Genomic DNA, 25,036 nt, shown 5'->3' with positions numbered 1-25,036 from the left:
CTTAAAACAAAAAGCAGGCTGCGTGGGGTCTCGATTACCGCTGCGGCTGCATACGAGGCGATGGAGCCAGGTTAACGCAGGGGCAGATTACCAGCTAGATTTCTCGGTCTAGGTTGAGCTTCTGCGAAATTCATTGACAACCAAAGGCTGTTGCGGAATATTCCTTCCATATTCTTCTGCTCTATTTTCCTGGTGACGCCAATGACGTTCATCCAGGGATGCGATGCTTTCGTGGCCAGTAGATTTGTTGGGAAAGGCAGGCTTATTCCTCAAACATCTGCGCATTAGCTGCCTTTTCACGGGAGTAACGCGATAGCCGGTCGGTACACTTGTTCCGCTGGTTGTCGTGCTCGCTGGGTAGATGCCGTCGAAAAGATCATTCGACCTACCAACGTCAAAGCAGCAGCGATTGCCGTCCTCTTCCGTTCACCTTGTACGGTTGGAGGCATGAGTTGCGTCAACCAGAGTGCGTGACTGAGTGGTATACAGTCAATGGCAACCTGTGGGTGGCGGGGCTGGACTGCAAGTATCGAGCGACAATCCCGCAGACGAACCTTTACGTCAGACGCAGCGTAGATGGCTAACTGGCGGCCTCGTTGATTTTCGCAGTTACCTCACTTCGGATGCCGAGGTGGGTAAATGGAAGAAGCCATTCTCTCATGCCTTAAGGACTGAGCCAATGAAGCGACGTCAGTTTCTTTCTGCCACCGCAGCTTTGAGTGCATTTGTTTTGGCGTCGCATAAAGCGCTCGGGCAAGAAGGCTTGACAAGGGGTGCAATAGTGATCGGCGTCGACATGGTCGTCGGACTTCCGAAACTCACTGCGACTGACAGCGCCAAGGCGGTGGCGACCTGGCTTGGCTCGGAGAATTTCGAGGTTAAGCTGCTTGCCGATGACGCCGGCAAGGTCACGTTGCAAGGGGTTTTTGACGCTGTTGTCGATTTCGTCAATCGCGGCAACATGGATATGCTGGTGATCTATTTCGCTGGGCACGGGTTCATGAGCGGCGACAACGAGTGGTGGATGTTATCCGGTGCTCCTGTCAATCCGAATGAAGCGATAAGCTTGTTGGAAAGCGCAGTGCTGGCGAAGGACTGTGGGATCCCTAATGTTATTTTCATCTCGGACGCCTGCCGCTCCTCGCCCGACAGTTTGAACGCCGGCCGAGTGCGGGGCGGCTTCATATTTCCGAACAATGGACCTTCGACGAGTATTGCAGATATCGACAAGTTCATGGCGACGCGCGCCGGTGGCTCGGCGTTTGAGTTGCCTGTCGCCGATAGCGTGCGCCAGGGCTATCAGGGAATCTTCACGGCCTGTTTTCTTGAGGCGTTTCAGCGGCCGGAAACGGATATGGTGCACACTTTGCCGGGCGTTGGTGTGGTGGTTCCAAACCGTGCTCTCAAAAACTATCTCAAGCGAGAAGTCTCCCGCCGAGTTCAGCAACAGTCGATAACCTTGCGGCAGCTGCCCGATGTCGAAGTGACCTCGAATGACGACGTGTACATTGGCAAAGCGCATGTCGTCACGCAACAAACGTCGTTCGACATTAAAGTGGTTCCGTTGAACTCGGTCGTCGATCTTGCTCTGGAAAACATTGGAGCGAAATTTAACAATGATGCGCTTTCGTCATCCAATCTATCCGCTAATGTATCCAAAACCGATGTCTCCAACTATTCGGTGACCACGGGTTTCGACGCAACTAAGGATCTAATCCTCTCTTCAGTAGCACCCTTGAGCTTTGAGTCACAGACCGGTTTCTCAATCATGGGAGCTGTTGCTGCGGAGGCTTTTGCGCTGGGTGGCAGCAAAGCAACGATCACCCGTGGTGGCAGCGCAAACCAATCTGCTCTTGTGAGGATCGACCTCGCACCTGGAGGTCCGGGTGAGACGGTGGTCATTCGTTTCGCTGATGGATCTGGAACTGTGGTGGCTGCCATAAAGGGATTTGTCGGTAACATTGTCGTCTCTGAGGCGGGCGTCAGCAATGTCAGCTATACCCCCTCTAGCAACAGTTCGCGATGGTCCGAATATGCGAGCGAGGGCAAACGTTTGAATGAACTACACGCGGTCGTAGCGTCGGCTGCGTCGCTCGGTGCCTTCCGTATCGAAGGGGATCGGGCAACCCGCGCGATCAAGGGTAGAAAGATGGGCGACGACATTCGCGTTCTGAAATCTGTAGACCCGACGCTTGGCGTTTATGCCGCCTATGCCTATTGGGATGCCGATCTCATCGAAGATGTTCGTTCAGTCTCGCAGTTCATGAGCGGCGACTTAGAGCTGGGTTTGTTCGATGTGGAAATGCTTGCGTGGAAGGGGAGAATAGCGGGTAAAGTGGTCCCTTTTTGTCCCATGCTAACGCAGGGATGGGAATTCTTGCGCGTGTTGGGACTGTCTTCGCCGCAGCTGGACAACCTCAAGAGCCATCTGAAGCCGTCGTTGTGGACGACTTTTGACACCGCAGGGATGGACCACCTGGTGGTATCCGCTCAAAACATACCTTGAAACTTGGGAACTGTTCCATGATTAATCGCCGTACATTTCTGACGGTGGCGTCGGCCATCGCCTGCATGCGAGGTATGAAAGCCGAGGCCGCAACTCCATTGCGGCTCGTGTTCATCCACGGCCGTAGCCAGCAGGGCCTGGATCCGGTGGTTTTGAAAAAAACGTGGAGCGACGCGTTGATATCCGCGCTGGCGATACAGAATCTCAAACTCCCGGCTTCTATTGATATTGAGTTCCCTTATTACGGAGATGCGCTGGACAAATTCGTCAATCAATCGAAAATTCAAGTTGCTTCCCAGGTTCGCGCCCGAGGAAGTGTTCAGCAGGACGATTTCTTGGCATTCCAGGCGCAGGTTGCAAATGAGCTCGTCGTGAACGCGGGCGTGAGTGATGCGCAAATTGACGCCGAATACGGAAATAATCCAAAGACCCGTGGGCCACTGAACTGGGAGTGGGTACAGGCGATATTGCAGGCGCTTGATAAGAATGGCGGCGGACTAAGCGCTGATGCGATCGAGGCATTCACGCGCGACGTGTACCTTTATATCACCTCCGATCTGGTGAGAGACCAAATTGACAAAATCGTTCTGAAAACGATGAACCGCGAACCGACGATCGTAGTTGGCCATTCACTGGGCTCGGTCGTTGCTTATAACGTGCTGAAGACAAATCCAGATTTCAAAGTCCCGATGTTGGTAACGATTGGCTCGCCGCTGGGCATAAGGGCTATCCGGACGCCTCTCAGCCCGATAGGCTTTCCAAGAAGCGTCACCAGTTGGTTCAACGCATACGATACCCGGGATGTCGTGGCGCTAAATGCCCTGGATAGTGCCAATTTCGCGGTTCGGCCACCGATCGAGAATTATTCCGGTGTCAGGAACGGTACATCCAACCGGCATGGGATCACCGGATATCTTGGTGACCCGACGGTCGCTCGCAAAATTAACGAAAGTTTTGTGTAGATCGTGAGCAAACAGACGTGGGATGGATACGCCAATGGGTAACCGGCCCGCTTACTTCGTGTTCAAGAGCTGGCCGGATCGATGCGAAGGTGCCGACGGACCTGGAACGCTTGCGCTGGACAGCCTCGGACTGTTGATCTTCCAAGATCACACCCAGCGGCTTATGCGGAACATCGCCAGTGCGCCGTTTTCATCCACTGTTCCCCGAGTATCATCGTTTTGACTCGGAATATGAGGCGACCATAGCCCCAAGCGGAACGGCTTGCCCGGGCAGTCGTCCCGGATGCCGCACGTTCCGAGCGGCGCTGCGCTAACCCTCCTGCGCTGCCCTTTTAACCGGTCAAGCCGTGCGCGAACTGGCGCCGGCGCGGGAGCGCCTTCGCCTGGTATGCTCATTGCTTTGGAGCACCTGGGCCGTATGGAAATCGCCATCAACGGCGGGCTGAGGGGCGTCGGCCGCGACGATCTCGGCAGGTGAAGTCCCGCGCCGTGAACGGCATCGCTCAGGATATCAAGCTCAACAAGGCCCTTTGGCTCTTCGGCGAAAGGATGGCGGCGCTGAAGGGCGCGACCAGGCAAGCAAATGCGCCGCCGAAACAGGCGGCGCAATGCCCTCGCGCTCGGTCTTTTTGTGTTTGCAAGGTGAGAGCCTTGGCCACCGATGCTTGCCGGCTGACTGCCCGTCACAGCATCAAGCCACCTCAATAGAATAGAAGCGTTTAACTAATTGATATGGAGCAAATACTTCCAGAGTGGAAGCTGTCAATCCCAACAGCCTTAGAAAATATCGATCAAGAAGAGCCGAGAGAGAAAGGCAGGCCCAGATCTGAAACAGGAATTTCGCGCACTTACTTTGGATTAATGACGATCCTGTGCCAGAGGAGGTCGGGGCCGAAGCTAAGTTCCTAAAGGACAAGAAGTATGTTTCCGGGGCGCTGCGGAGAGACATATATCTTCTGTATGTCTGTATTATATATTTCGCTTTACTACTTGTGTAAGTTAAAATATTTGCTATGATGCAATCATATGTAGCATGGTTCAATCGCCTTCGCCTTTACTATTGTGGAATGGCATCCCTTCGGATGCTTGGGAGGGACGCTGCGACGTCGGCCGTTTTCTACAGGACGGCGAACGGACCCTACTGATTCTTATCTCGGCTGCGGTGGATGCTCGTGGGATTCAAGAACCGGTCAAGTCAGCCGCAGTGGAGCGCTGATAGGGGGAGGCATGCGATTCCAGATCTGGTTATTAAGTGTGCTATTGGTTTTGCCTGGGGCGGCGTCCGTTTCAGAGCTCGCTGACGCGGTTCACTATAAAGGTCTGTGCGAGGCTTCAGCCGCCACGTGCATAGATGACAATCATTTCGTCGTTGCGAGCGACGAAACAAATATTCTGCGGCTTTATACGAGAAATGACCAGTCCGAGGGAGTCCCTGTCGATTTTCAGGGCACAAGTGGATTTGACAAATCCGACGTCGAAGCTGCCGCCCGAGATGGAGACGTCGTCTATTGGATTAGCTCGCACTCGCTTAACAGCAGCGGTGAGGACAAGGACAAGCGCAAGAATTTCTTTGCCACAAAGGTTGTCGCCGCAGGCAATTCAGTCAGCTTGAAATGGGAAAGGGAATTCCTCCGGCTTCGCGACGCGATCCTTGGCGTGATCGGCGACAGGAAATCCGAGCTTAATATCGAGGGACTGGCGACGGCTCCAGGTGGGGCGCTGTTGATCGGCCTTCGCGATACAATCGACGACAAAGCTGTGGTGATCCCACTCACCAATCCTGCCGAAGTTATCAGCCATCCTGAAAGAAGTGCCGTGCTTGGAGAACCCTTCCGCCTGGATCTCGGTGGGCTGGGTATCCGCAGTGTCGAACGGGTTGATGACCACTACCTGATCGTTGCCGGACCAGTTTCCGATGAAGGACCATTCGCGCTGTACCGCTGGCTTGGCGGGAAATCATCGCCTGAGGAGTTGAAGGCGCCGGGATTCGGGTCGTTGCGGCCGGAGGCATTAATGCAGATCCCTGGCTCAGGGATGGTTCAAATCCTCAGTGATGATGGCTCGCAGACCTGCGACGACGAAAAGACTCCGCTTTCGCAAAGAGCGTTCAGAAGTACCGAAATCAAGCTCGGTAACTGAAGCAGCAGCATTCGACGGCATTGCATTCAAGAACGGCGATCTGTGCTCAGATTTTGCCGAAGAGGACGCGTTGCCTTCACGCCACCCTAGACCCTTACTTTAGGAGAGTTCGATGAGCATCAAAGAAGAGATCAAGTGGTTCAAGACCAATTTCGCGTCAGACATTGTCCCGGCGCTGGCCGGAACGCCCCTGTCTTTCGACTTGATCTGCGCCATTGCGTTTCAGGAGTCCGGTGAACTCTGGAGCAAACTCCGACTGCACCTGCCGCGTGTGGAGATATTGAGATTGTCTGTCGGCGATACGCTCGACACGCCGAACCGTAGCGCCTTTCCAAAGAACCGGGCCGAACTTGTCGATGCGAACCGCGGTGGGGAAATGTTCGACTTTGCACATGGGCTGCTTGGCGAAATGGCCGAAGCCACCGGTATCGAGGCGTATCAAAGGGTGGCGCGGCGACCGGAGAAGTTCGTCCACGGTTATGGCATCTTCCAATATGATCTGCAGTTTTTCAAAACCGACCCTGATTTTTTCCTCGAGCAGCGTTGGCAGAACATCGACGCCTGCGTTGACAAAATGGTCACGGAGCTCAAGCATGCTCTCCGCCAACTTGACCTTGACGATAAGCAATCGCTGACGGATCTGGAGTCGGCGTTCACTGCAATCGTTTATAATACGGGCTTTGGCAATTTCAGGAAAAGTAAGGGTCTTCAGCAAGGGCATTTCGACGGAACGCATTTTTATGGCGAGAACATCGACCAGTTCATCAAGATCGCGCGGGAGATTCCAAACCCGGCGACAGGGGAGGCTCCTGGCCATATCATGGTCGCCGCCGCGGTCGTTGCTGAACCATCGATTGTAAGCATTGCCAAGGCGGAATTCGATCGGTTCAACGGTATCGATGAAGGCGACGAGCCGCTGCGAGGACACATCGCAGATTATTATGAGGCTGGGGGCGGCAGCCGCGATCTCAATCCCACGCTCAATGACAATGCGTGGTCCGCCGCGTTTCTATCCTTCTGTGTCAAGAAATCAGGTGCGACGCCGCAACAGTTTAAGTTCAATTTGAGTCACAGCGTGTTTGTTCACGCCGCCATCGCAAATGGTGACGCGCATACCGGCGTATTCCGCGGTCATCGTATCACTGAATATGCGCCGCGGCTGGGAGACCTTATTCATCACAATCGGGATGGTGCCACGCTGAGTTTCGACTTTGCCAAGCGGAACACTGGTTACCCTTCGCACAGCGCCATCGTCGTCGGCTTCGAGACACGCAATGGCGTGCGGCATGCCGTGACGATCGGCGGAAACGAGGCCATTCCTCAGGGGACCGGCACAGTCGGAAAAAAGTTCTTCGCGCTGGACGTTAACGGCTTTCTGGATCAATCGGAGATCAGGTCCAAGCTTATCTGCGTTGTCGAGAACCTGCTGGCGGCCGGCGCGCAGGCTGTGGTGCCTGGCGCGTTTGTCGTCCGGGTGCGGACCGACCTCAAACTGCGGGGCGGGCCTGGACCGGAGTTTCCGATCATCAAGGAACTGCTCGACGGCACGCCTCTCAATGTCCTTGAATTCGAGGAAAACACGAGGGGTCGATGGGCGCTCGTAGATCTCGAGGGCGATCGGGTGAAGGATGGGTTTGTATTCGCAAAGTTCATCGAGCCTGCAACGGTGTGAGATGACGCTGTGCGCTCTTCGGCCGCCCGAAGAAGCCTGACGGTATCGGGCCGGATGCATGCGCAGCGCCGAGGGCCTTAGACCATCATATGATTGCGTCCCTTTGTCATAATGAGAGCTGTCGCGTTGCGAGGTGGGGGTTATGCAGATTGCCGATCAGGAGAGGGTTGTTTCAGATCGGATTGGTCCGGTATGCGGAGATCAGGTCAGTGACGAACGGTTTTAGCCAAAGCATATTGCTCGGAGTGGCTCTTCTTGCCACCCAAGCATGTCAGGTGCCGCGGGATACGAGGATCATTGTTCGCGATCCTGATGCGTCTCGCAAAGCTGTTGACATTTGGCTGCGTGAACCTCGCGATCCAGCTCTTGTCCACCTGTCAGACTACGCTCTTCTTGCGGCGGCGGCCTATAATGCGAGGCTGGCAGGGGGCGCCTATTGTCCAAGTGTTGTGGTGCCTCGACACCGTTGGAAACAACTTCCCGACTATTTGGAGAGCGACCCAGTAGTTGAAACTCCCGGCGGCCCTATTAAGATCAGAGGACTTGGCTATCAGCTCTGGCGCGATACGGAGGCAACTGGCCGAATACGGCTAGCGCTTGTTTTCCGGGGGACCGATCTCGGTGATTTCGGAGACTGGATTGCTAACTTGAGGTGGCTGACGCGGCTAAATCCCTTCACACGCGACCAGTATGCCCAGACCCGTGATCTCGTTGAAGCACTGACAAGCCGTGTAGATAAGGACTTCGGCCCGAATGCTGAGATAATAGCAGTTGGGCACTCGCTGGGTGGCGGGCTCGCTCAACAGGCTGCGTACGCCTCCCCGCGCATACACACCGCTTATGCATTTGATTCCTCACCTGTCACAGGCTCGACGAGCGCGGACCCAAGAGTAAGTGCCGCCAACAGAAAAGGCGACGAGATCTTCAGGATCTATGAACGGGGCGAGGTTCTTGCACCCCTCCGTTCAATACAGCGGCAACTAAAACCGATCGGAAAAAACAACCCTAAGGAGACGGAACTCCGGTTTAATTTTCGTTCGACGTTCCGATTGGGTAATCCCGGTTCGGGTCCATTTAGCCAACACAGTATTAATCAGCTTGCCTGCGATATCATCTGTTGGGTCGATATGAAGGGCGATGAAGACCAGTGCGGCCCGGCTGTACCATAACACTGAAATGTATGCGGTTTCTGCAGTGATGCAGGCACGCTCGTGCACCGGCGGACCCACCGAGGAGGAGATTATGACAGCAAGCACCGTGAATGCCGCAGCGCGTCGGCTGATGGATCCTGCCACGTGGCCCGCCGGATGGCTCGTCCTCCTGGGGCTCGCTGCGCTAGTTCTTTGCTTTTGCCTCGCGGCCGCCTCCGGACCGAATGTTGGGGAGGTCACCAGCACGGAATGCGGGCAAGCCGAGACAACAGTCAAACAGAGCCTGACCGAAGCTGAAGCCGCTAACGACCGGGCCGGTATCCTGCGCATCGTGCGCGTGATGCCGGGGGAGACGGAGCCCGGCCGGAATATCTGCGTCCTGGTGGCCGGCGTCGTCTCCAGGGAAACGGTGGAGGAGCGGGGAAACAACGTCAAACTAATGCAGGAAGCGCTGACCGCGAGCCAGGCCAGGCTTACAACGGCAACGGACGAAGGCAAGCCGGCCAGCGAGATCACCCAGTTCCAAAGCGCTATTGACAAGGCGAAGACCGATCTCCGCACGGCGAAGGCCGCGTATGCGAAGCCGCTCGATCCGGTGCCACTCTCTGTCTTTCTCAATGACAAGCTGGCCCCATTTCTCAAAGTGCAGGCGCACGCGACTGACGCAGTGCAGCGGCTCTACTTCCCCCTGTGGACGCCCGAGGACGCGACTGACCCTGCGGCGAAGTTTTGGCAGGAACTATTGAGCGAGGTGGCATTTGCCGAGCCCTTGGGCAAGCGTCAGGTCGATATCGGTCTGTCGCACGCCGGATCGACAGCGTCCATCCCCGAGACCGCCCGGAACGGCACCATTGACCAGATCACGATGTACGTTTTCTCGCTGACCCCGGTGCTCGTCGGATTGCTTGCGTTGGCCCTGTTTACCGCGGCTTTCATCGCATATGCCGCGCGGACGCCGCTCCTCCGCGACAACAGCTTGACCTGCCGAGATCTTTTGTATCGGCTCGAGGCAGTGAAGCTCGAAGAGAAGCGACGGCAGCGCGAGTTCGGCCTCGCCGAGACCGACCTCGCCGCAGCCCCCGGCGACCCGGACAAGTTCGCCGCCTACACCGCCGCACGGAGTGCCCTCGTTGCCGCCAGAGCGGAAAATGGCAGACTAGAGACGGTTCTCGACGTTGACCCTGCGCACAGAAACGCAAGGGTGCAGCGAATGAGGCTGGAACACCTGCTCATCAAGCCGCAGGAGGAGGTCGCGAGGCTGCAGGCCCGACGGAACACGGCGCAGGCAGCCCGCGATGCGGCTGGGAAGACCTTCGACGAGGTAAGCGGCCTGACCGCTGCGCAGGCTGCGCTTGACCAAGCAGAGGCTGCCCTCACTGCCTCGCCCGGTGCCTCGACGCAGGCACGCGACGACGCCAAAGCCGCAAGAGATCGGATCGTCTCGACCAATGAAACTCTGATCAAGGCAACCGAAGCAGAGCTCGAGACTGCAGGCACGGACATCAAGGAAGCTGTATCGGGTATTAGGCAAAAGCAGGCCGGAATTGACCAGGTCGCGCAGCAATTGAAGGACGCCGAGAAAGCTCTAGATGACGCGCAACTTGCAGTCGACCCAGCGGCCAGCAAGGTGGCCGATATCCAGCGGAATTACCCCACATCGCAATTTGCAGACCGAGCCACCGGCCCCTACAGCCTCGGCCGCACCCAGATGGCCTTCTGGCTCTTTCTGGTGATAGCCGGCTATATCTTCATCGCCATGAGCTTCGACCTCTACTACGGCCTCCTCAGCAACGAGATCCTGTGGCTTCTGGGCATCAGCGGGGCGACCGGTCTCGGGTCTGTCCTTATCAATGCCGGTACCGCCGAAGGCCGCACATCTCGCGGCTTCGTTAGCGATGTCCTGAGTGTCGATGGCGCGCCGCAACTGCAGCGTATCCAGGCGATCGCCTGGACTCTGATCCTGGGGGCGCTGTTTGTGTGGACCGTCGCACGCAACTTTCGCCTGCCTGTCTTCGACCCCACGCTGCTCCTGTTGATGGGGCTGGTGAGCGGGCTTTACCTCGGCTTCAAGGCTCAGGAGGAGGCGAAGGGGGAGGCCGCCAAGGGAGACGCAGCCAAGAACGGGAGCAAGAGCGGGGGAACGCCCTGAAGCGACCGACGCACTGGAGGTGGCGCGCGTGGCCCTGCCGCGTGTGTCGGCTCGGGGCCTAACAGCCTATGTTGCCGGAGAAATCATCGGCGACTGGGGTTCCGATGATGAAGAGTGGTGTCATTTTACCGCGCTTGATGCCACCAAGGTCGCGCTAAACGCGCCTTCACCCTAGATGCTAGCATGACACGATCGCAGATTGGATGACTCCGCCGACGACACAACGCTCGCCTCACCACAGGCATAGCCAGGCGTGCAGCCTGGCTGCGATCGCTCCGGACCAGCGCTTTTCCGCCCCGCGTTGGCCGTTGCCTCGACCGCCCCATAGGGCCGGTCATACGTCTCCCACGGATCGACAATGTAGTAACCGGATCATCAGTTCGATTCTCCTCAAGAGCTAGAAGCTCTTCATCTCGACCCCCCTTTTGAAACATCGCGAACTGCGTTGAACGGCAGCCCATTGCAAACGCAGGCGGTAGACACGCGCTCGCAGAGTCGATCGTCAGTCGGGCGGCCGATCTAAATTCGAACCATCCTCACCCGGCGGCTGGCCGGGTTGGGCCTGGGACGGATCAGCACCCGCATGTTTCGGGTAACTCGTTTGCGGTTGGCTGCAGAAGCGGGTTTCGCGTTGCGCTTTCCACCGGCCCCGAAGCGCAGGCACTCCAATCAGATGATGGACGGCATAGGGGTATCGACTCCCTTCATTTCGGTCTCATCGATGTCCGGCGAGCTCGAAGTGTCCCGCGTTGGCCGGCGCAGAAGCTCCACTTGCGAAGTCGGCCCCGCCCTGCGAAGGTGCGAGGTACGTATCGGCCAGCGAGGTAGTCCAGCCTCTGTCCAGCCTGCCTCGCCCTATATAATTATCGAAAAGGGCATTGTGTCGTCGGATCCTGACTCTCCAACGCCCACCTAACGTCCCACGGACCGCAGTCGTTGCTGTTGCTTCCTGACCTGAGCTGCTTTTGACAAAGGGAAGCATGGGGCACGAGGGAGTCGAGCATCCGTTCCGTTGTTCGCGACAGTTGCCATGAAAGCGGTAGATCAAACATCCCGTGATCAGGGTCAAACGCCCGGAAGGCCGTTGTATCCAGATAAATCGGAGCTCTAGGAAGCCCGCATGGCAAATTGCCCCATGACTCACCGATCTCATGGACCAAAATGTCATTCATATTCTGCTTCCACGATCCTCGGATCGAGGTTATGCCCGCGATCACGGTGGCTAGTGAGCCATAAACCTCGGACCGCGTCCTACCTTCAGTCCCGTTAATCTGGATGGCATAAATTTGAAAAGGCTTGGCGAGGCAAGGGACGTCAGCCGTGCTGCGGACACCCTGAGGGCAAGGATCGCGACTACGGGCTTGGTGCAAAGACGTCAGGAGGCTGTAAATTGCGCCCGCCCCGTTGTTGTCGAAATAACCGCCATCCACAAATCGCAGCACCTCAGTTCGCTCAATGTGGTTTTCGCTAGAAGGGGGACCTGGAGGTGATCCCGGCTTCGTGTAAAGTACGGACCTGGCATACGTTCCTTCCGGTGTTACGATGGGGAATCGAGCACTGAGACCCACAGCGGTGCTGACGCGAATATCGTTCGGATAGCTTCCGTGGAGGTCGTTCAGAGAATAATCGGTGGCCGCCTCGTAAAAGTCGCCGACAACACCGAGATTCAATCGGAAAGGTGCGACGCTCACCGGGCCGTAACCCGTCAGATCGTATGTATTCAAAATGAGCGCGGGTGCCATTCCATCTGGCCGCCATGCCTTATGCATGGGGAGGGAAAGTAGGCCGCCGGAGGGTTGCCCTGACCAAAGACGTTCAATTGCGTCATCGAACACGCGGCCCCGATCCAGTGCAGGGATGGAGAAAGGCAGCACCGACGAGAAGAAATCATAAAAGAGAGTGCCCGCCATAAGGGGCGTCAATATCTCCTGTCCAAGAATTTTGGTTGCTCGCTCCTTGAGCCCCTGATCCTTGACGGCGTCGAAATTGCACGCGCTGAGAGGTTGGACAGCTTCCGACGCCAAACTCGCATAAACGGCGGCTCCGAGCGAGCCGCCGGAAACTCCACTGATGGCGAATACATGTGGTCCAAAGCGCGGGCACGTATCCTGTAAAGCTCCCAATACCGCTGCGGTGAAGTATGCAGCGTACAGCCCACCGCCCTCGGCGGTCACAACGAATACGGGGTAGGGGCGATCCTCATAGGCTTCGAGGTCCGGTCGATTGCTCAACCACTCAAGAAAGACGCCGTCAGCTAGAGGATGGTCAGGGGCTGAACCGCCTCCGTCCTTTCGAATTTCATGATTTCTATTCCAGCCCAAAAGGGTAAATGCGAGCCCGCATAGAACAAGCAAAGACAGAATTGGAATACCGGATATCCGACGCAGATGACGGAGGTACATCGATATTGCCGCGATGCAAGCAAGCCATGCCGCAAACACGGAGATCGCCGACACGAAGCCGGGAAACTGCGCGCGTGGTATGACATAGTATATGAAGAGAACAGCCACGACCGCTGGAACGACGATGTTCGATCTATGTCTCGCACCTTTAGTTCGGGAAAGACAAAAAATACCCACCGCCAACGCCAGGGCGAGGCACAATGTGTAGCGCTCAAGCCTGGTCAGCGCCTCAGTTGGATTTCCGTAATCACCTAACTCTGGAGACGCTGTTGCTCTTGCAATTGCAAGAGCGATGCCCACAAGCGGCAAAGCCGACGCGACAGCTATACTTAAATCAATCCACACGGAGCGGAAATCCGTCTGTGAAGGCGTCGTGCGAGCGCCACGTCCTGGTTGCCTTCTAACAGCCTGAACTGTGGCATAAAGCAATTGGGAGGTCGCAAGGCCGAGGATACAATACGTAAAACCTGCAAAAAGTATCCGGCCGAGCGCCAGGTCTAAATCCTCTGCCGCGCTTCGTAAGACCTCAAAAACCGCGTCGCCCAGCAAAACAGGCGCAAACAATCCGATAATGCAAAAAACACAGGGCCAAAAGAACTCTCGAATTGTATGACCGGTAGGAAGCCGCATCTGTTTCAACTTGCTAAGAATTTCCATGATCTCTCCTAAAGCACTTTCCAGCTTAATCATGGCCGATTGGACTAACTCGAAATCTAGCCGATCCGTCTCCCATACGAGAAATCGTCCGGGAGTGATTGCATCGAACCAGAGAAGCCGAAGCCAGCTCCCGCTTGCTCGACTACGCGGTTAGTCGCTGCGTCAACCGCGGTGCCCGGCCTGGGTGTCCAAGGACGAGCCCGGTCGAGATTTCATCGTCCACCAGATCAGAGGCGTATGTCGCGCTCGGAACGGATCTCTGTCACAGCCTTGGTGGTGTCGACCAGGGATTCAGGGCCGACCGGTCGGGTAACTAGCTCGGGACGACTAATGATGTCGGCATCCGAAAGCAGATCGAAATTGAGATCGGTTTTCCGGGCAAGCTCGGCAAGCGACACCTGATAGATACGGAAGGGATCGAGATCGAGGCTCTCAAGATCGTTGAGCAGCTTTTCCTGAGACAGGATGAAAGCTGCACATCGCAACCGATCATCCTTGCCGAGATAGGCGATCATTTTCCAAAATGATCGAGGAATGAGGGCATCCCTGTACTCAATATCTTCCGTTCCGAATACCGGCCCACCAACGACCGAGAGCTTGAGGTCCTTGAGGTCGGCCTGGTCAAAAACGAGATTCTCGAGCTCACCCCACAGCCCCTTTCTGGATGACTGGTTGAAACGCTCGTGCTGCGGCGCAATATTGGTGAAATAGTACGAATCCCGATTGGCCTGTTCCGCTTCCGCAACGGGTCCCCAGCAGACGTCGGCGCGGCGCGCAATATGTCCACGGTCGACGCGGTTCTCGAGATAAAGCGCATCTCCGAATTGGTATTTGGCATCGATCCTCGGATCGATCGAAAAGCCGCGGCGTGGCAGTGCCACCATCCTCGAGCCATCTATGTTCCAGGCGACATAGCGCGCCATCCGGCGCTTTGCGCTCAGGCAGACCGAAAAATGCGTGTAGGGTATCGTTTGGCCTCGTCCGAAATTGACAGCGTCACGCTTCTGCGCGGCAGACAGGCCTGGCTCCGGGACGGCTGCTCCAAGAAAACCCGCATCGTAGCCTCGTCGAGCCACGATACTCTGGATCTGGACTGCGGTGGGCGCCGTGGTCAGTGGCTCCAGGACGAAATCGAGTTTCTTCTGGATGGAGGCTGGGTAGCAGGCGAGCGCGTGCTCGTCGCTCGTGCCATTGGTCTCCCCAGCAAAATGGAGGCCGGCAAAAATGTCGGTGGCCTTGCCTTTGTCGAAGATGAGCCACGCCGATCCGGAATCGCCGCCCTTGCTGATCTCGCCGTCTGCGGGAACGTCCTGAGGATCGGGACCGATTTCAAAGCAGCCGATCGCCTGTTCGCCCGCGGGGATGCCGTAGTTGATCTTGGCCATGACGTCGACGCGACGCACGACGCCTCTGGTTACTGCGGTCGTCCGCCCGGATTTGACCACCTTGTCGCCGAGTGCGACGCGCGCCATTCGAGCCGGCACCACATTGAGTTCGAAAACCGAGCGGTCATACCCGCGTTGCTGAACTTTTGATAGCGCGCAATCGCCGGCCGCGCCCAAATGGCTGCGGAGCAGGGTTCCCGCGACGTTGAGCGTGATATTGTTGTCATCGTAGGGCCCGGGCTGAACGATCTGTCTCCGATCTTTCCGACGTTGCCGTTGAGAACATGCCAATTGGACAGCACGCAGGGCGCTCCGGTCGCGCGATCGAAAACGATCAAGCCAAGCGTCCCAGCAGTTTCAGCGGTATGCGCGATGCTGACACCTGGCCGGATCGGATCGAGCCTCTGGCGGCGCAGATCAATTTGTTCCTCTGCGACAATTTCGAACGACGGACGGAAGGCGCGCTGCAAGACATCCGTCGGGACCATCTGCCCTTCGACCTCGATTGCCTCAGGAATGCGGCGGCTGCCGAGTGATTCAATCGCAGAATCTCCCTTGGTGCCGACCGTGAATTGAATGCAGATCGGGCCGTCCCCATTCTTCAGGCCGATCCCTACCGATGTGACGTTGGGATCCTGCAGATAGTCAGCGCCTTTGGCGCGGATGTGTCTGCGTAACGCCTCTTCGGAAATCCCCCCCGTTGATTGCCGGCTTCCACGAGTAACCTTTGCCATGACTTGCCTCCCAAAGTGTTGGTTGCAGATGTATTCGCGCTGCGGCATCAATCCGGGTCGCGTAGAAGGTCGTAGGAATTGCGAATGACCCGGTAGGAGCCGAGCTTTTGTATGATCGCCTCCATATCGCGAAGATCCGTATCGTCCTGCCGGTTGCCATGGCGGGGCAGGTGAGCTGTGGATTGTTCCAGGCGCCGCGGACTGCGTGCCACAAGAAGTTGCGCAAGCGATGGCGCCGCGGCGCAAGCATCGCGATGATCTGTGAAGGCAGAACCCGAATTGCCATGACCCCTCCGGACAAGACATAGGTAAGACTGCTTGAAGGCGTATAATCTGACGGCTATCTATAAATCGCGGTAGCCCGACCGCAGATCGTTGCCGAACGACCAAGTCTACCCTGCCGCTCCAGCCATTTTAGCGTACTTTTTTCTTGCAAAAGCTCTGAGCGAGCATTCCCCAGAATGCAACCGAAAGTCAAGGCCGCAACCGACGTTGGCATCATCAAGGGCTGAAAAGCCTGATCACTCGGCACCGCGGCCAGCGTCATAAGTGCCGAGCGCATTCAGAAGCACGTCCTCATCTGGATCGACAAGATTCTGCAGATCTGCCCAGAAGCGTTGCGCACGCCGATCGTCCGACAGGAAGCCACCAAGTAAGGGAAGCGATCAGAACGTGGTCGGCGTCGAACTCGTCGTTCGAAATCCCCTTCGGCTTCAAAGTTCGGATCCCATAGGAGCGCGCTAACTTCCGTTCCTTTTGGAGGTCGTCCGATGACGACGATGAAGCCAGATGCCACCCGGCCAGATCGATCAAAGCGTCAACCGGATAGGGCTTTTGCAACCAACCGATCGGCGACGCTGCCGCACCTCTTGCGCGTTTCGGCGTTAGCATGGGCGGAGGCGAAGATCGATCGGAGGTCGAGGGTAGCATGGAGATGTCATGGCCCCCGAGCTTCTGAAGCAAGCAGGAGCCGCGTACGAGGGGTTCACGGAAGTTGCCTGCGTGTCAGTACGTACCAGTATCAATTACCGGAAGTCGTTGCACGAGAGCGCCAGTCAGTGGGCTCGCGGTTGGCGATACAAGAAGCCGAGACACGAGATTTTCGAGCGCGCTTCTGCCTTGCAGGTCCAATGCTTTCCCGAGCATGTCCAAAAGCTTGTTCTTGTTGTCGTATAGAAGGAGAAGTTGCTCGAAGTCCCGCGCCGCCAAGACGCCCTGATATTTTGAGTGAAAATCAGAATAGATCGAGGAGGGGTCGGTTTTAGCCGTAAGCTCAGCGTAAATGCGCGACAACTCATTGATGTTCTTGGCTTTCGCGCCGACTGATTTACCGGATTGCCAGATAACATTGCTGGTGTGTCTCAGGCTAACGCGGTCCGCGTCGCGTCCTGCCGCTTCAAAGACGTCACTCGTCAGCGTGTCAAAGCGGCGCGTCGCCTCACGTTTGTCGAGCTTGAGTTCCTCGGCCAACGCAAAGAAAACTTCGGGCGCGAGAAGCAAGTTTTCGACCTCGTGAACGGGAAGTGTAAAAATCCCCTCCTCAAGAGCACCGTCCGCCGCTGGATGGCGATTGTCGCGATCCACCAAACCGGCACAATGCAGCCAATGCAACTCCTCCTGCTTGCGGAAGCTGCGGACAAACTGGATCACCTGGCCGCAAGATCCGGACGGGATGACGGTGAAATTGCCATAGATCGCCCTATAGATCGTCTCGTCCAGGCCGCCTTGTTTCCCTTCAACAAACAGGATTGGTTTGCGGCTTCCGACCATCCGCACAAGAAGATCGCGCGGGAGCTCAGTCGCCGAGGGCAAGGGCTCGATCGTCCACATTGCCGGCGTGTCCTCCTCAAGCCGAGTTCGTGTGCGAACAAGCACCTCCTTATAGGTCGCCGGCACATAGTTTAGAACGGCATATAGTTGAGCGCTGCGACGGGACGCCGCGAAATCGATGTCATGTGTCACATAGAGAAAAGAGCAGTCCGGTCGGGCGCGCTCGACAAGGTCCCATAACCGCACAAGCAGCGAGCGGTTCATGTGCAGTTCGGGTTCGTCAACAATCAGAAGGCTATCGGTCTCGATCAGTAGGACCTGACCGAGAATATAGAGAACAAGCCTCTCTCCATCGCTCATCGCGGACGCTTCGTATGACTCGCCATCGCCATCGAGCCTGACCGCCCGGACGGTGGCTTCCGAAAACAGAAGGCTTTGGCTGGGGATCAACTCATGCCAAAGCTCTTGAAGTCTGTCGATCACGGTAACCGGTCGAATGGAATTTTTCCGCCCCTTCGATTTTTCGTGCGCAAGTTCCAATGCCCGGAGGCGTTCGGCAAAGAGGGCGACAAGTACTTCATCGTAATTATGCTCCATTGATCCCGGCGAGGCCTGGACGCGCCGGCTGTCACGGCGAAGCAAGCCGATGGCTCGTTCGTACCTTTCCGAAAAAACTTCATCCGGGAGCTCAAGTGAGCGTTGTGCCCCGATACGATAAGAGGCTCCTGTCTCCTCAAGATTATCGATGTGGATGCCAAGGCGACTCTTTCCAGTACCGTTAGGTCCGAGGAGGATGATAGGCCTTCCAGGAGCAGGCTCGATGCTGCATTCACCAGTCGGCGTGAGGGATACCAATAGACATGGATTACTCTGGTTTTCGGTGTGACAAGCAACCCATACCCCGCAAGCAAGCGTGCAGGAGCTACGTAGCGCAACTATCTCCGCGATTTTTGCACCGGGGTTGGGAGCCGATCGTCAATTTCTGACCGCGCCTTTGAAAACTTGATTCAACGCTGTGCAACAATATGAAGCAGGCGCCACCATGACGCCTGCTCATGGCTTCAATCATCCATCTCGAGAGTGCGATATTCGCCGCTCTCACTGTCGTAGACTTCCACTTCAACGGATCCACCGGAACGTTGAATGCTTTGGACGTCAACGTCGCGGTATTCACCGGACCCGTGGTCGTAGATCTCAATAGTCTGGCCGGATCTAACAAGATTACCTTTACCGATCTCGACTGAGGCCCCCGTTTCGTTATCGACGCCATCCCAGCCAAGGCAAATATTGCTCGAGGCGAAAAACATTCCAATCAGTGCAAGAGTTCTCAATGGCAATGGTAGCCCCCGGTCTTGTGATTGGTATGGCACCCGTTCCCGTCAGTTCCGCCGCCGTGTGCGGTAGCCGAACTTGCTGATAGCGTAAAGGCAAGAAAGAGCGAATAGATTAATTTCATAAGACCCCCCTGAACGGCAACAGGTGTTCACTCCGCTGAAGTAAAGCGGCGTTGCCGTGCGAAATTTGCTTCCACCCGATGGATGTTTAACCGCTGATGCGTCTCTTAGTCGAGAGTAGGGTCGGACCTTTTCTGCACTTTTAGTTGTATATCCACCAGTATCATTAACCGATTGCTGGTTGCGGAACCTGAAACAGCCCGAGCGCCTGCGATGACCGGACGAATACGCGCGCTCTCTTAAGCCGAACCCTGGTCGGCGATCCATCCCTGGTGGACAAGGCGTTGGCCGGGGCGCGGGCTGGGATGGCATCGTGCGCTATCCAAGGGGCGGCCGCGACCATCGCGGGCGTGCATATTCCCGCGGAGAGCAAGGTGCTGATCGGCTACCGGCGAAGTTGTTCGATCGAAGCCATTTCGACGACCCGGAAATTCCACATCGGACGCGCCGTCAAGGTGGTGTTCGGTACGATCTTCAGCGGTTCCCCACGCTGCGCCTGGTCGTGGCGCTGGAAGAACTCAAGTTGCGCAAGGAGATCATCAATGGCGGGTTCGAGGAGTTCCCGGTGCTCTGGTGATGCGCGGACACCACCGGGATCCGTGATCTTTTCCGCAATTTGCCGGCCCGCCTGGCGCGCACTGGACAATTAGTCAACTATGAGGTCATCGGAGCCCGGAACGACTCCGTTCGACCGTCATCCCAGTCCCAGCCGACCGCCGCGACGAAACGGCGAACGCTCGTTACCCGGGGACATCGTAATCGCAACGACTATTCACTTACGCGCTATCGGGTCCACGGTTTCCAAGGGTACCCGTGGGAGTTCTTGAGCCGGTTCTAGCATTTTTGGTTGTCCACGATGATCGGATGTTCTTCAGCGCACACCAAGTTGCGCTGTGTAACTGCAATCTGGGTACTGCGTGCACCCCATAAAGCGGTCTCCGGTCTTGCTCTTTCTTTCGATGACATGCCCGACATGGCATGTTGGACATTGAGGCAGCGCCTCGCCGTCAATTGTCTCCAGTCGGAAGTTGCCACCGGCGATGTTTGCCAACTCGTGAATGTAACGTGATGGCTGCCGATCGTTCATCAGCAGGAAGACACCTCGGCTTGCCCGCGTTAGCGCGACGTAAAACAAACGCCGTTCCTCAGCGTATTCGAAGGTCTCTGGCTGCGGCATGACGAGGTTTAGAAGCTCGTCATCTTCAATTCGGCTGGGAACACCATATTCACCCTCGCTGACATCTAGCAGGATTGTGTAATCCGCCTCCAGCCCCTTCGCGCGATGAAATGACAAACCCGATACCTCGATGTTTTCAAACCGGGGGAGCCCGCCGGCAAACGGATCAAGCAGGTTATACCGCCAAAGCACCATGACCTTCAGCCGGGCAGCGCTGCTCGTGCGCCATTGGCTTGCGATCCCGCCGAGAAACCGGTCAAGCCGGTCCAGGAGCCGCAGGCTGGCCTTACCGAAGTCGGGCTTGCCTTGCTCGCCCGTTATCGGAATTGCTCTGATGGATCGCGCAATCGCCGGTCTGGCCGAGCGAACTGCCTTTCTCAGCTGAGCGGGGTTTCGCTGTATGAAGTTTGCGGCAGCATCGGCGATCACCTGATTGCATCGGTAGGTCGTCTCGAGCCTGCCTTGCCAGCTTGCGCCGAAATTTTCCTCGAATTGCGTGAATATGCTGATATCAGAGCCGGCAAAGCGATAAATCGATTGCCAGTCGTCTCCGACCGCAAAGATCTTCGAGAATGGCTTCTGGTGCTTCAGTGCTTTAATCAGATTGGCGCGGGAATCTGAGATATCTTGGAATTCGTCGACGAGGATGAGGGAGTAGGGGCTCTTATACCGGGCCTCTTCCACCAAACGGGTCGCGTTGGCGATCATGGCATCAAAGTCGATGCGTTTGTCATCAATTAGTTTTTTCGAGTAGGCCTCGGTAATCTTCCAGATTGCCTGCGCGAACGCCTTGGCACGCTTCTTGTCGTGAAGGGAATTTGCGCGCACCAAGAGCATTTCCAATGTCAGATCGCCAGCACGGATATGCTTGATGCAGATGGCGATCAGCTTCTGGAAGTGTTTGATAACGACCGGTTCGACCGCCTTCAGGATTTCCTCAAGGCTGCGTTGATGGAACTGAATTTCTCGTTTTGCAAGCTCGGCCTCGAGTTGAAGAAGAAGCGTTCCGTCGTTTGCCTGGGCCGATTTCGTCGTGAAAACGTCAAGCTCTGCGCGGTTGTAGGCCGCCAGCTTGCTATCGGCATGTTCCACATAGTTGGCAAATGGCGAGGATCCGGCGCTATCGATGGCAAGATGTTCATGGATGGTGTTGCTTGCCGGATAATAGAAGTCGGGATGCACATATCTGATCGTCCCGTCTTCGTCTTCCGTGTCGATTTGGCGCTCGTATTGGAACTCGACCGTGTTGAGCCACAGCCAGTTCGCTATCGTCTGCTCTTGCAAAGATCTGACATAGATCCCGCCAAATGCGCCGATAGACGCGTCGCCACCACGCCGGCGCGCCGAGATGTAGCGGTTGTAGTCCGCATCGCTGTCAAAAACGGACGCTGGAATATCGGCTTGCGGATATAGCACGAGAAGGTCAATCCAGACCTTGGCAAAGCCCGCGTCCGATTGCATCAAGTCTTCGATGATCTTTGCGATGACCCGTGCTTCGCCAGTAGGGTGGTCCACCCAATTCGCCAATTGCGGTGGCCTGGCCTCCACCAGTTCGATGATACCCCGACCGAGAGCGTGGAACGTCGTGACCTTGCACTGCAGATCCGCTGGCTGGACGCCAAGCTGCTGCGCAATTCGTTCCCTCAGCTCTTCAGCTGCGGCCCGATTGTAGGCGAGGACAAGGATTTCCTCCGGTTGATACAGTCCCTTGTCCAGCACATAAGCGACCTTGCCGACCATCGTCGCCGACTTGCCTGACCCTGCGGACGCGATGAGGAGATTGCTGTCCTCAAGGCGAATACAGGACTCCCTCTGTTGGTCGGACAATGATCGGCCATCGAGATCGTCAAAGAAGGGGGCGTATCTGGTGAGCTCGGTCGCAACAAATTCATTATTGTACTGATGGCGCCGGTCGGGGTCGGTCAGGAAAAACAGGGACCGTGGAAGATCGGCTTCCATGGCCGCGGTTAAGCCGTCGGCGTCGAACAAGGGATGGGAGAGTGCTGCGGCGGCCGGGCCAGAAACACTCGCGATGGCTTGCGCCAGATCTGCCTGTGCGAGGTATTGCCGCTTCCCCTCGATCAATGGCTCGAGTTTCGCATCGACCTCTTTCAAAACCTCTTGATCCGACCGGATCAGTTCGAGCAGGTAGCGATTGATGAACCTGTGAAGGTCCGTCGCGAGCCGAGTAGCGGCGTCCTCGCCGAGGCACGACAGAGTTTCGACATGACTGCATGTGCGGATTTCGACCGTGTGCCAAAGCAGCGCCTTTTTGATACCGATGGCGGTAATGTCCAGGCATAGCAGTTCGGCCCGCGTTCCGGTGTGGAGTTCGACGGAAGCCGAGGTCGCCGTCGGTAGCCGGAGCTTCCATCTGCCGGAGGGAAACAGACGGGCGAAAAGGCCGGGCCGATAGGTGGTGTAGCGGTTGAAAATCACGGGTCGGCCATCGCGCGAATTGTCATTTCAGTTGGGTTCCCGCGATCATGGGCGCTTTTCTCAGCCGCTGGCATTGGCCTTGTCTTGGATTTTTGCGCATCGAGCGAGGAGTTCGTCGAAGGTCTCGGCCTGATCGAGAAGGAGGCCGTCATCCAGCATTCGGGCGTAGTCCTGTTCGAGTTCTGCCCTCCCTGCGCCGGAGGGCGTCAGCTGAAGCCCAGCGCCCACTGCTGCTTCGTAGTCGATCGGCGTTTTGTCAGCCGCCTTCTCAGCGAAGAACATCGATTTGTGCTGCGCCACCGACTTGGCCAGCTCGCGATCAGCGATTGCGCTGTCGGCGATGCCTATTTCGTCGAGACGAACGATATCGTGCCAGTGTCGTGAAAATCGCTCTCCGCGGAGCCGTTCCTGCAGACAGAAAACGTGGATTGCCGTCGCCTTTTCCCAGAACGTGCGTTCGGCATGCATGACCCGCGGCCTTGCGGTGGGAAACTGGATACCATCGACAAGGCCAGCAGCGTCGCATGAAATGTCACGAACGCTTGCCGGTTCTCCGGTCGACCGAGCCCCGAGCTCCAAGATGACGCTCGGCGCGACATAGCCGGATCCTCCAGCAACTGCTTCGTAGTCGATGAAGAGCTTGTCGCCGTCGACACGGACGGTGGCTGGAAGCGACTGGGCGTCGATCGCATCGACAATGAGCGGGCTCACGGTCTCCGATACCCAGGTCGGCAAACGCTTGCGGACTTCGCTCGACCAGCGCTTTTCCTCGCTTCTGGTTTCCGGCAACGCCTGCTCGTTCTCGCCGACGAGATCATGAGGGAGTTCGCGGATATCGTAGGTCAGGTCGACATCTTCCGAAAACCTACGGATGGCGTTGTAGGCTTTCGAGAGGGACGTGCCGCCCTTGAAGACAAGGTGGTCGCCAAGCGCCGTTCCGTAAAGGGTCTGCAGTGCCCACACGACCCACGCGTCCTTTTCCAGGAGGTGGATAGGCCGCCTGGCTTTCTCCGCTGCGATCGCAAGGACTTCGCGTCGATCTTCTCGGGACAGTCGTAAAAACTGTTCAGCCATGAGCGGCCTTTCCTACACTGCGGGCAAGCCAGGTGGGAAACTGAGGGGCGGCGGCAACGAGTTCGCCGAACGCCTCTGCGGAGAGCTTCCGCTTGATGCTCGGAAGAGCCTCGTCGGCCTTTTCCGGACCGAGCCAGGCCAGCGCGCGGACAGCCAGGCCGGCAGGCTTGTTCGCCAAGGCAAGCTGCCAACGTGGCACGTGCTTCAACTCGACCGTCTGGCTGCCGACAGTCATGGTTCGGCTGCGACCGGATGTGAAGTATATGGACCGGATCGGCACCTGACTAGAAAGCCCGAGTGAGTTTGCAGCCGCAGCGCCATTCGAAACGATGACCTCGCCACGCTGGTGTGCAACGGCTTCGACGGCTTGCTCGACCGTCGGCGGTCGGCTCCCGAAACGGCTCTTGATCGCCTTGAGATAGATCCCACGACCGGCCCGGACGAGCTCGCCGCGTTCATATAGGCGCGACAGTGCCTGGTCTACCGCGGCACGGTTTCCCAAATGCAGGAGGGCCTTTGCGGACAGCGCTGTTCCCTCGGGCAGCTGTTCGGCATAGGCCATGATCTGACTTGTCAGTCGTTGCATATTATTTCTCCTGTCAGAAATATATGCAGCTTTCTGACAGTTTGCAATGTGGTGGCCCGTGCCTTTCTTCAACGAAGGTCTAATTGCTCACCTCGAAGGATCGGCAAGCGCAAGGCCGTGGTCTTTCCTTTGGTCGGCCGACATCGATAGGCCCCTGCGCGGCGGTGGGCTTGTCTTACAGAGTAATACTCCTGGGTTGATCGCGATACAGTGTCGCTCTAACAATCCAGCGCGTACAGACATTTGAGATATAAATTTCGGTGGCCCAGCATGAATATTGACGGATACTTCGAGAAACTGGCCAAACTAGTGCATCACGCCAAAAGTGTCGGTCTAGCCATTCAGGAACTGGTGGAGCAGCGCGATCAGCAACTGCTGGTTACACTCCTTTCCTTTCGCGAGAGCATGTTAACTTCGGAGGACGAAAACTGGCTCAGTGGATATCTACCCATCGGCTTTTTCGCCGGTTGGACTCGTCGCGAGCGCCTCGCCGCATTTGCGCTTACCTTTGAGGCGCAGCGTGAGTGGAAAAGGATTGAGGTTCGATCCCTTTGCGAGCCGTACGCCAAAAGCCAGCGACTATTCAAACATGCTCCCCACATGTTCGACGAAATTCGAAAGCGGGTGAACGGCAGGCCGGATCAGGAACTGATCGACGTCTTGGCCACGACGTCCATCGATGGCAGTGAAGTCTATCGCGCCGGCAACGGTTACACGTAACTCTGCCCCTATCTCTCTCCTGAAATAGTGAACTGGGCTCGGGAGGAATGGCCGAGTGC

Annotated in this window: 16 protein-coding genes and 1 pseudogene; 8 read left to right on the top strand and 9 right to left on the bottom strand. The window is 56.8% G+C overall.

The window, feature by feature from the left end:
• Positions 1-679: 679 nt before the first annotated feature.
• From HJB84_RS28245 to HJB84_RS28215, 6 genes are all read left to right on the top strand, one after another.
• A complete protein-coding gene (locus tag HJB84_RS28245; protein WP_183856087.1) occupies positions 680-2,506 on the top strand; it encodes a caspase family protein in 1,827 nt (608 codons plus the stop codon).
• A gap of 17 nt (positions 2,507-2,523) precedes the next feature.
• The gene (locus HJB84_RS28240; protein WP_183856085.1) at positions 2,524-3,468 is read left to right on the top strand and encodes an alpha/beta hydrolase; all 945 of its coding nucleotides are present in this window, start codon (positions 2,524-2,526) and stop codon (positions 3,466-3,468) included.
• A 1,227-nt stretch (positions 3,469-4,695) separates the two neighbouring features.
• A complete protein-coding gene (locus HJB84_RS28230; RefSeq protein WP_183856083.1) occupies positions 4,696-5,607 on the top strand; it encodes a DUF3616 domain-containing protein in 912 nt (303 codons plus the stop codon).
• Positions 5,608-5,719: 112 nt separating this feature from the next.
• Positions 5,720-7,279: a DUF2272 domain-containing protein gene (locus HJB84_RS28225; RefSeq protein WP_183856081.1), complete on the top strand. Its 1,560-nt coding sequence runs from the start codon at positions 5,720-5,722 to the stop codon at positions 7,277-7,279.
• 209 nt (positions 7,280-7,488) lie between these two features.
• Positions 7,489-8,448, top strand: coding sequence for a lipase family protein (locus HJB84_RS28220; protein WP_183856079.1), 960 nt, complete (start codon positions 7,489-7,491; stop codon positions 8,446-8,448).
• Positions 8,417-10,579 carry a hypothetical protein gene (locus HJB84_RS28215; RefSeq protein ID WP_183856077.1) on the top strand — a complete coding sequence of 721 codons (2,163 nt, stop codon included), beginning with the start codon at positions 8,417-8,419 and terminating at the stop codon, positions 10,577-10,579. Before HJB84_RS28220 ends, HJB84_RS28215 begins: the two co-directional genes overlap by 32 nt.
• 863 nt (positions 10,580-11,442) lie before the next feature.
• On the opposite strand, the gene HJB84_RS28210 is transcribed toward HJB84_RS28215, so the two are convergent.
• The 6 genes from HJB84_RS28210 to HJB84_RS34030 all read right to left on the bottom strand — a co-directional run bounded on the left by HJB84_RS28210 (position 11,443) and on the right by HJB84_RS34030 (position 18,983).
• A complete protein-coding gene (locus HJB84_RS28210) occupies positions 11,443-13,638 on the bottom strand; it encodes a patatin-like phospholipase family protein (RefSeq protein ID WP_221117550.1) in 2,196 nt (731 codons plus the stop codon).
• Positions 13,639-13,865: 227 nt separating this feature from the next.
• Complete coding sequence (locus tag HJB84_RS28205; RefSeq protein WP_221117549.1) at positions 13,866-15,110, bottom strand: DNA/RNA non-specific endonuclease; 1,245 nt, start codon at positions 15,108-15,110, stop codon at positions 13,866-13,868.
• A complete protein-coding gene (locus HJB84_RS28200) occupies positions 15,053-15,757 on the bottom strand; it encodes a hypothetical protein (protein ID WP_210298718.1) in 705 nt (234 codons plus the stop codon). The genes HJB84_RS28205 and HJB84_RS28200 overlap by 58 nt, the downstream gene beginning before the upstream one ends.
• A gap of 1,005 nt (positions 15,758-16,762) precedes the next feature.
• On the bottom strand, positions 16,763-18,124 hold the full coding sequence (locus HJB84_RS28195; RefSeq protein ID WP_221117548.1) for a DUF4435 domain-containing protein: 1,362 nt from the start codon (positions 18,122-18,124) through the stop codon (positions 16,763-16,765).
• 464 nt (positions 18,125-18,588) lie between these two features.
• Positions 18,589-18,864, bottom strand: coding sequence for a DUF5334 family protein (locus HJB84_RS28190; RefSeq protein ID WP_244604864.1), 276 nt, complete (start codon positions 18,862-18,864; stop codon positions 18,589-18,591).
• Positions 18,855-18,983 (bottom strand): YHYH domain-containing protein, encoded by a 129-nt coding sequence (locus tag HJB84_RS34030; RefSeq protein WP_127431506.1) that lies wholly within the window; start codon positions 18,981-18,983, stop codon positions 18,855-18,857. Before HJB84_RS34030 ends, HJB84_RS28190 begins: the two co-directional genes overlap by 10 nt.
• 249 nt (positions 18,984-19,232) lie before the next feature.
• Here HJB84_RS34030 and HJB84_RS28180 point away from each other — a divergent pair.
• A pseudogene (locus HJB84_RS28180) lies at positions 19,233-19,558 on the top strand (cytochrome); the annotation flags it as partial.
• A 294-nt stretch (positions 19,559-19,852) separates the two neighbouring features.
• Here the strand turns inward: HJB84_RS28180 and HJB84_RS28175 are convergent.
• Genes HJB84_RS28175 through HJB84_RS28165 form a run of 3 tightly spaced genes read right to left on the bottom strand, consistent with a single transcriptional unit; the run spans position 19,853 to position 24,257 of the window.
• On the bottom strand, positions 19,853-22,597 hold the full coding sequence (locus tag HJB84_RS28175; protein ID WP_221117547.1) for a UvrD-helicase domain-containing protein: 2,745 nt from the start codon (positions 22,595-22,597) through the stop codon (positions 19,853-19,855).
• A 60-nt stretch (positions 22,598-22,657) separates the two neighbouring features.
• Positions 22,658-23,671: a nucleotidyl transferase AbiEii/AbiGii toxin family protein gene (locus HJB84_RS28170; RefSeq protein WP_221117546.1), complete on the bottom strand. Its 1,014-nt coding sequence runs from the start codon at positions 23,669-23,671 to the stop codon at positions 22,658-22,660.
• Positions 23,664-24,257 (bottom strand): DUF6088 family protein, encoded by a 594-nt coding sequence (locus HJB84_RS28165; protein ID WP_183856066.1) that lies wholly within the window; start codon positions 24,255-24,257, stop codon positions 23,664-23,666. The genes HJB84_RS28170 and HJB84_RS28165 overlap by 8 nt, the downstream gene beginning before the upstream one ends.
• A 270-nt stretch (positions 24,258-24,527) precedes the next feature.
• On the opposite strand from HJB84_RS28165, the gene HJB84_RS28160 reads away from it, so the two are divergent.
• On the top strand, positions 24,528-24,977 hold the full coding sequence (locus HJB84_RS28160; protein WP_168340246.1) for a hypothetical protein: 450 nt from the start codon (positions 24,528-24,530) through the stop codon (positions 24,975-24,977).
• Positions 24,978-25,036 lie beyond the last annotated feature (59 nt).

Origin of the sequence: Rhizobium sp. NZLR1b, from assembly GCF_019685155.1 — a bacterium.
Lineage (GTDB): Bacteria > Pseudomonadota > Alphaproteobacteria > Rhizobiales > Rhizobiaceae > Rhizobium.
Note: the sequence above shows the minus strand (reverse complement) of the source record. Positions and strands in the feature narration are given on the sequence as shown.

What these genes read in the sequence shown, in the direction of transcription:
- HJB84_RS28200 (WP_210298718.1), bottom strand. Translation starts at nt 15,757, where the DNA reads ATGGCAAAGGTTACTCGTGGAAGCCGGCAATCAACGGGGGGGATTTCC.
- HJB84_RS28210 (WP_221117550.1), bottom strand. Translation starts at nt 13,638, where the DNA reads ATGGAAATTCTTAGCAAGTTGAAACAGATGCGGCTTCCTACCGGTCAT.
- HJB84_RS28230 (WP_183856083.1), top strand. Translation starts at nt 4,696, where the DNA reads ATGCGATTCCAGATCTGGTTATTAAGTGTGCTATTGGTTTTGCCTGGG.
- HJB84_RS28165 (WP_183856066.1), bottom strand. Translation starts at nt 24,257, where the DNA reads ATGCAACGACTGACAAGTCAGATCATGGCCTATGCCGAACAGCTGCCC.
- HJB84_RS28245 (WP_183856087.1), top strand. Translation starts at nt 680, where the DNA reads ATGAAGCGACGTCAGTTTCTTTCTGCCACCGCAGCTTTGAGTGCATTT.
- HJB84_RS28215 (WP_183856077.1), top strand. Translation starts at nt 8,417, where the DNA reads ATGAAGACCAGTGCGGCCCGGCTGTACCATAACACTGAAATGTATGCG.
- HJB84_RS28160 (WP_168340246.1), top strand. Translation starts at nt 24,528, where the DNA reads ATGAATATTGACGGATACTTCGAGAAACTGGCCAAACTAGTGCATCAC.
- HJB84_RS28240 (WP_183856085.1), top strand. Translation starts at nt 2,524, where the DNA reads ATGATTAATCGCCGTACATTTCTGACGGTGGCGTCGGCCATCGCCTGC.
- HJB84_RS28205 (WP_221117549.1), bottom strand. Translation starts at nt 15,110, where the DNA reads ATGGCGCGCGTCGCACTCGGCGACAAGGTGGTCAAATCCGGGCGGACG.
- HJB84_RS28170 (WP_221117546.1), bottom strand. Translation starts at nt 23,671, where the DNA reads ATGGCTGAACAGTTTTTACGACTGTCCCGAGAAGATCGACGCGAAGTC.
- HJB84_RS28195 (WP_221117548.1), bottom strand. Translation starts at nt 18,124, where the DNA reads ATGGAGCATAATTACGATGAAGTACTTGTCGCCCTCTTTGCCGAACGC.
- HJB84_RS34030 (WP_127431506.1), bottom strand. Translation starts at nt 18,983, where the DNA reads ATGAAATTAATCTATTCGCTCTTTCTTGCCTTTACGCTATCAGCAAGT.
- HJB84_RS28225 (WP_183856081.1), top strand. Translation starts at nt 5,720, where the DNA reads ATGAGCATCAAAGAAGAGATCAAGTGGTTCAAGACCAATTTCGCGTCA.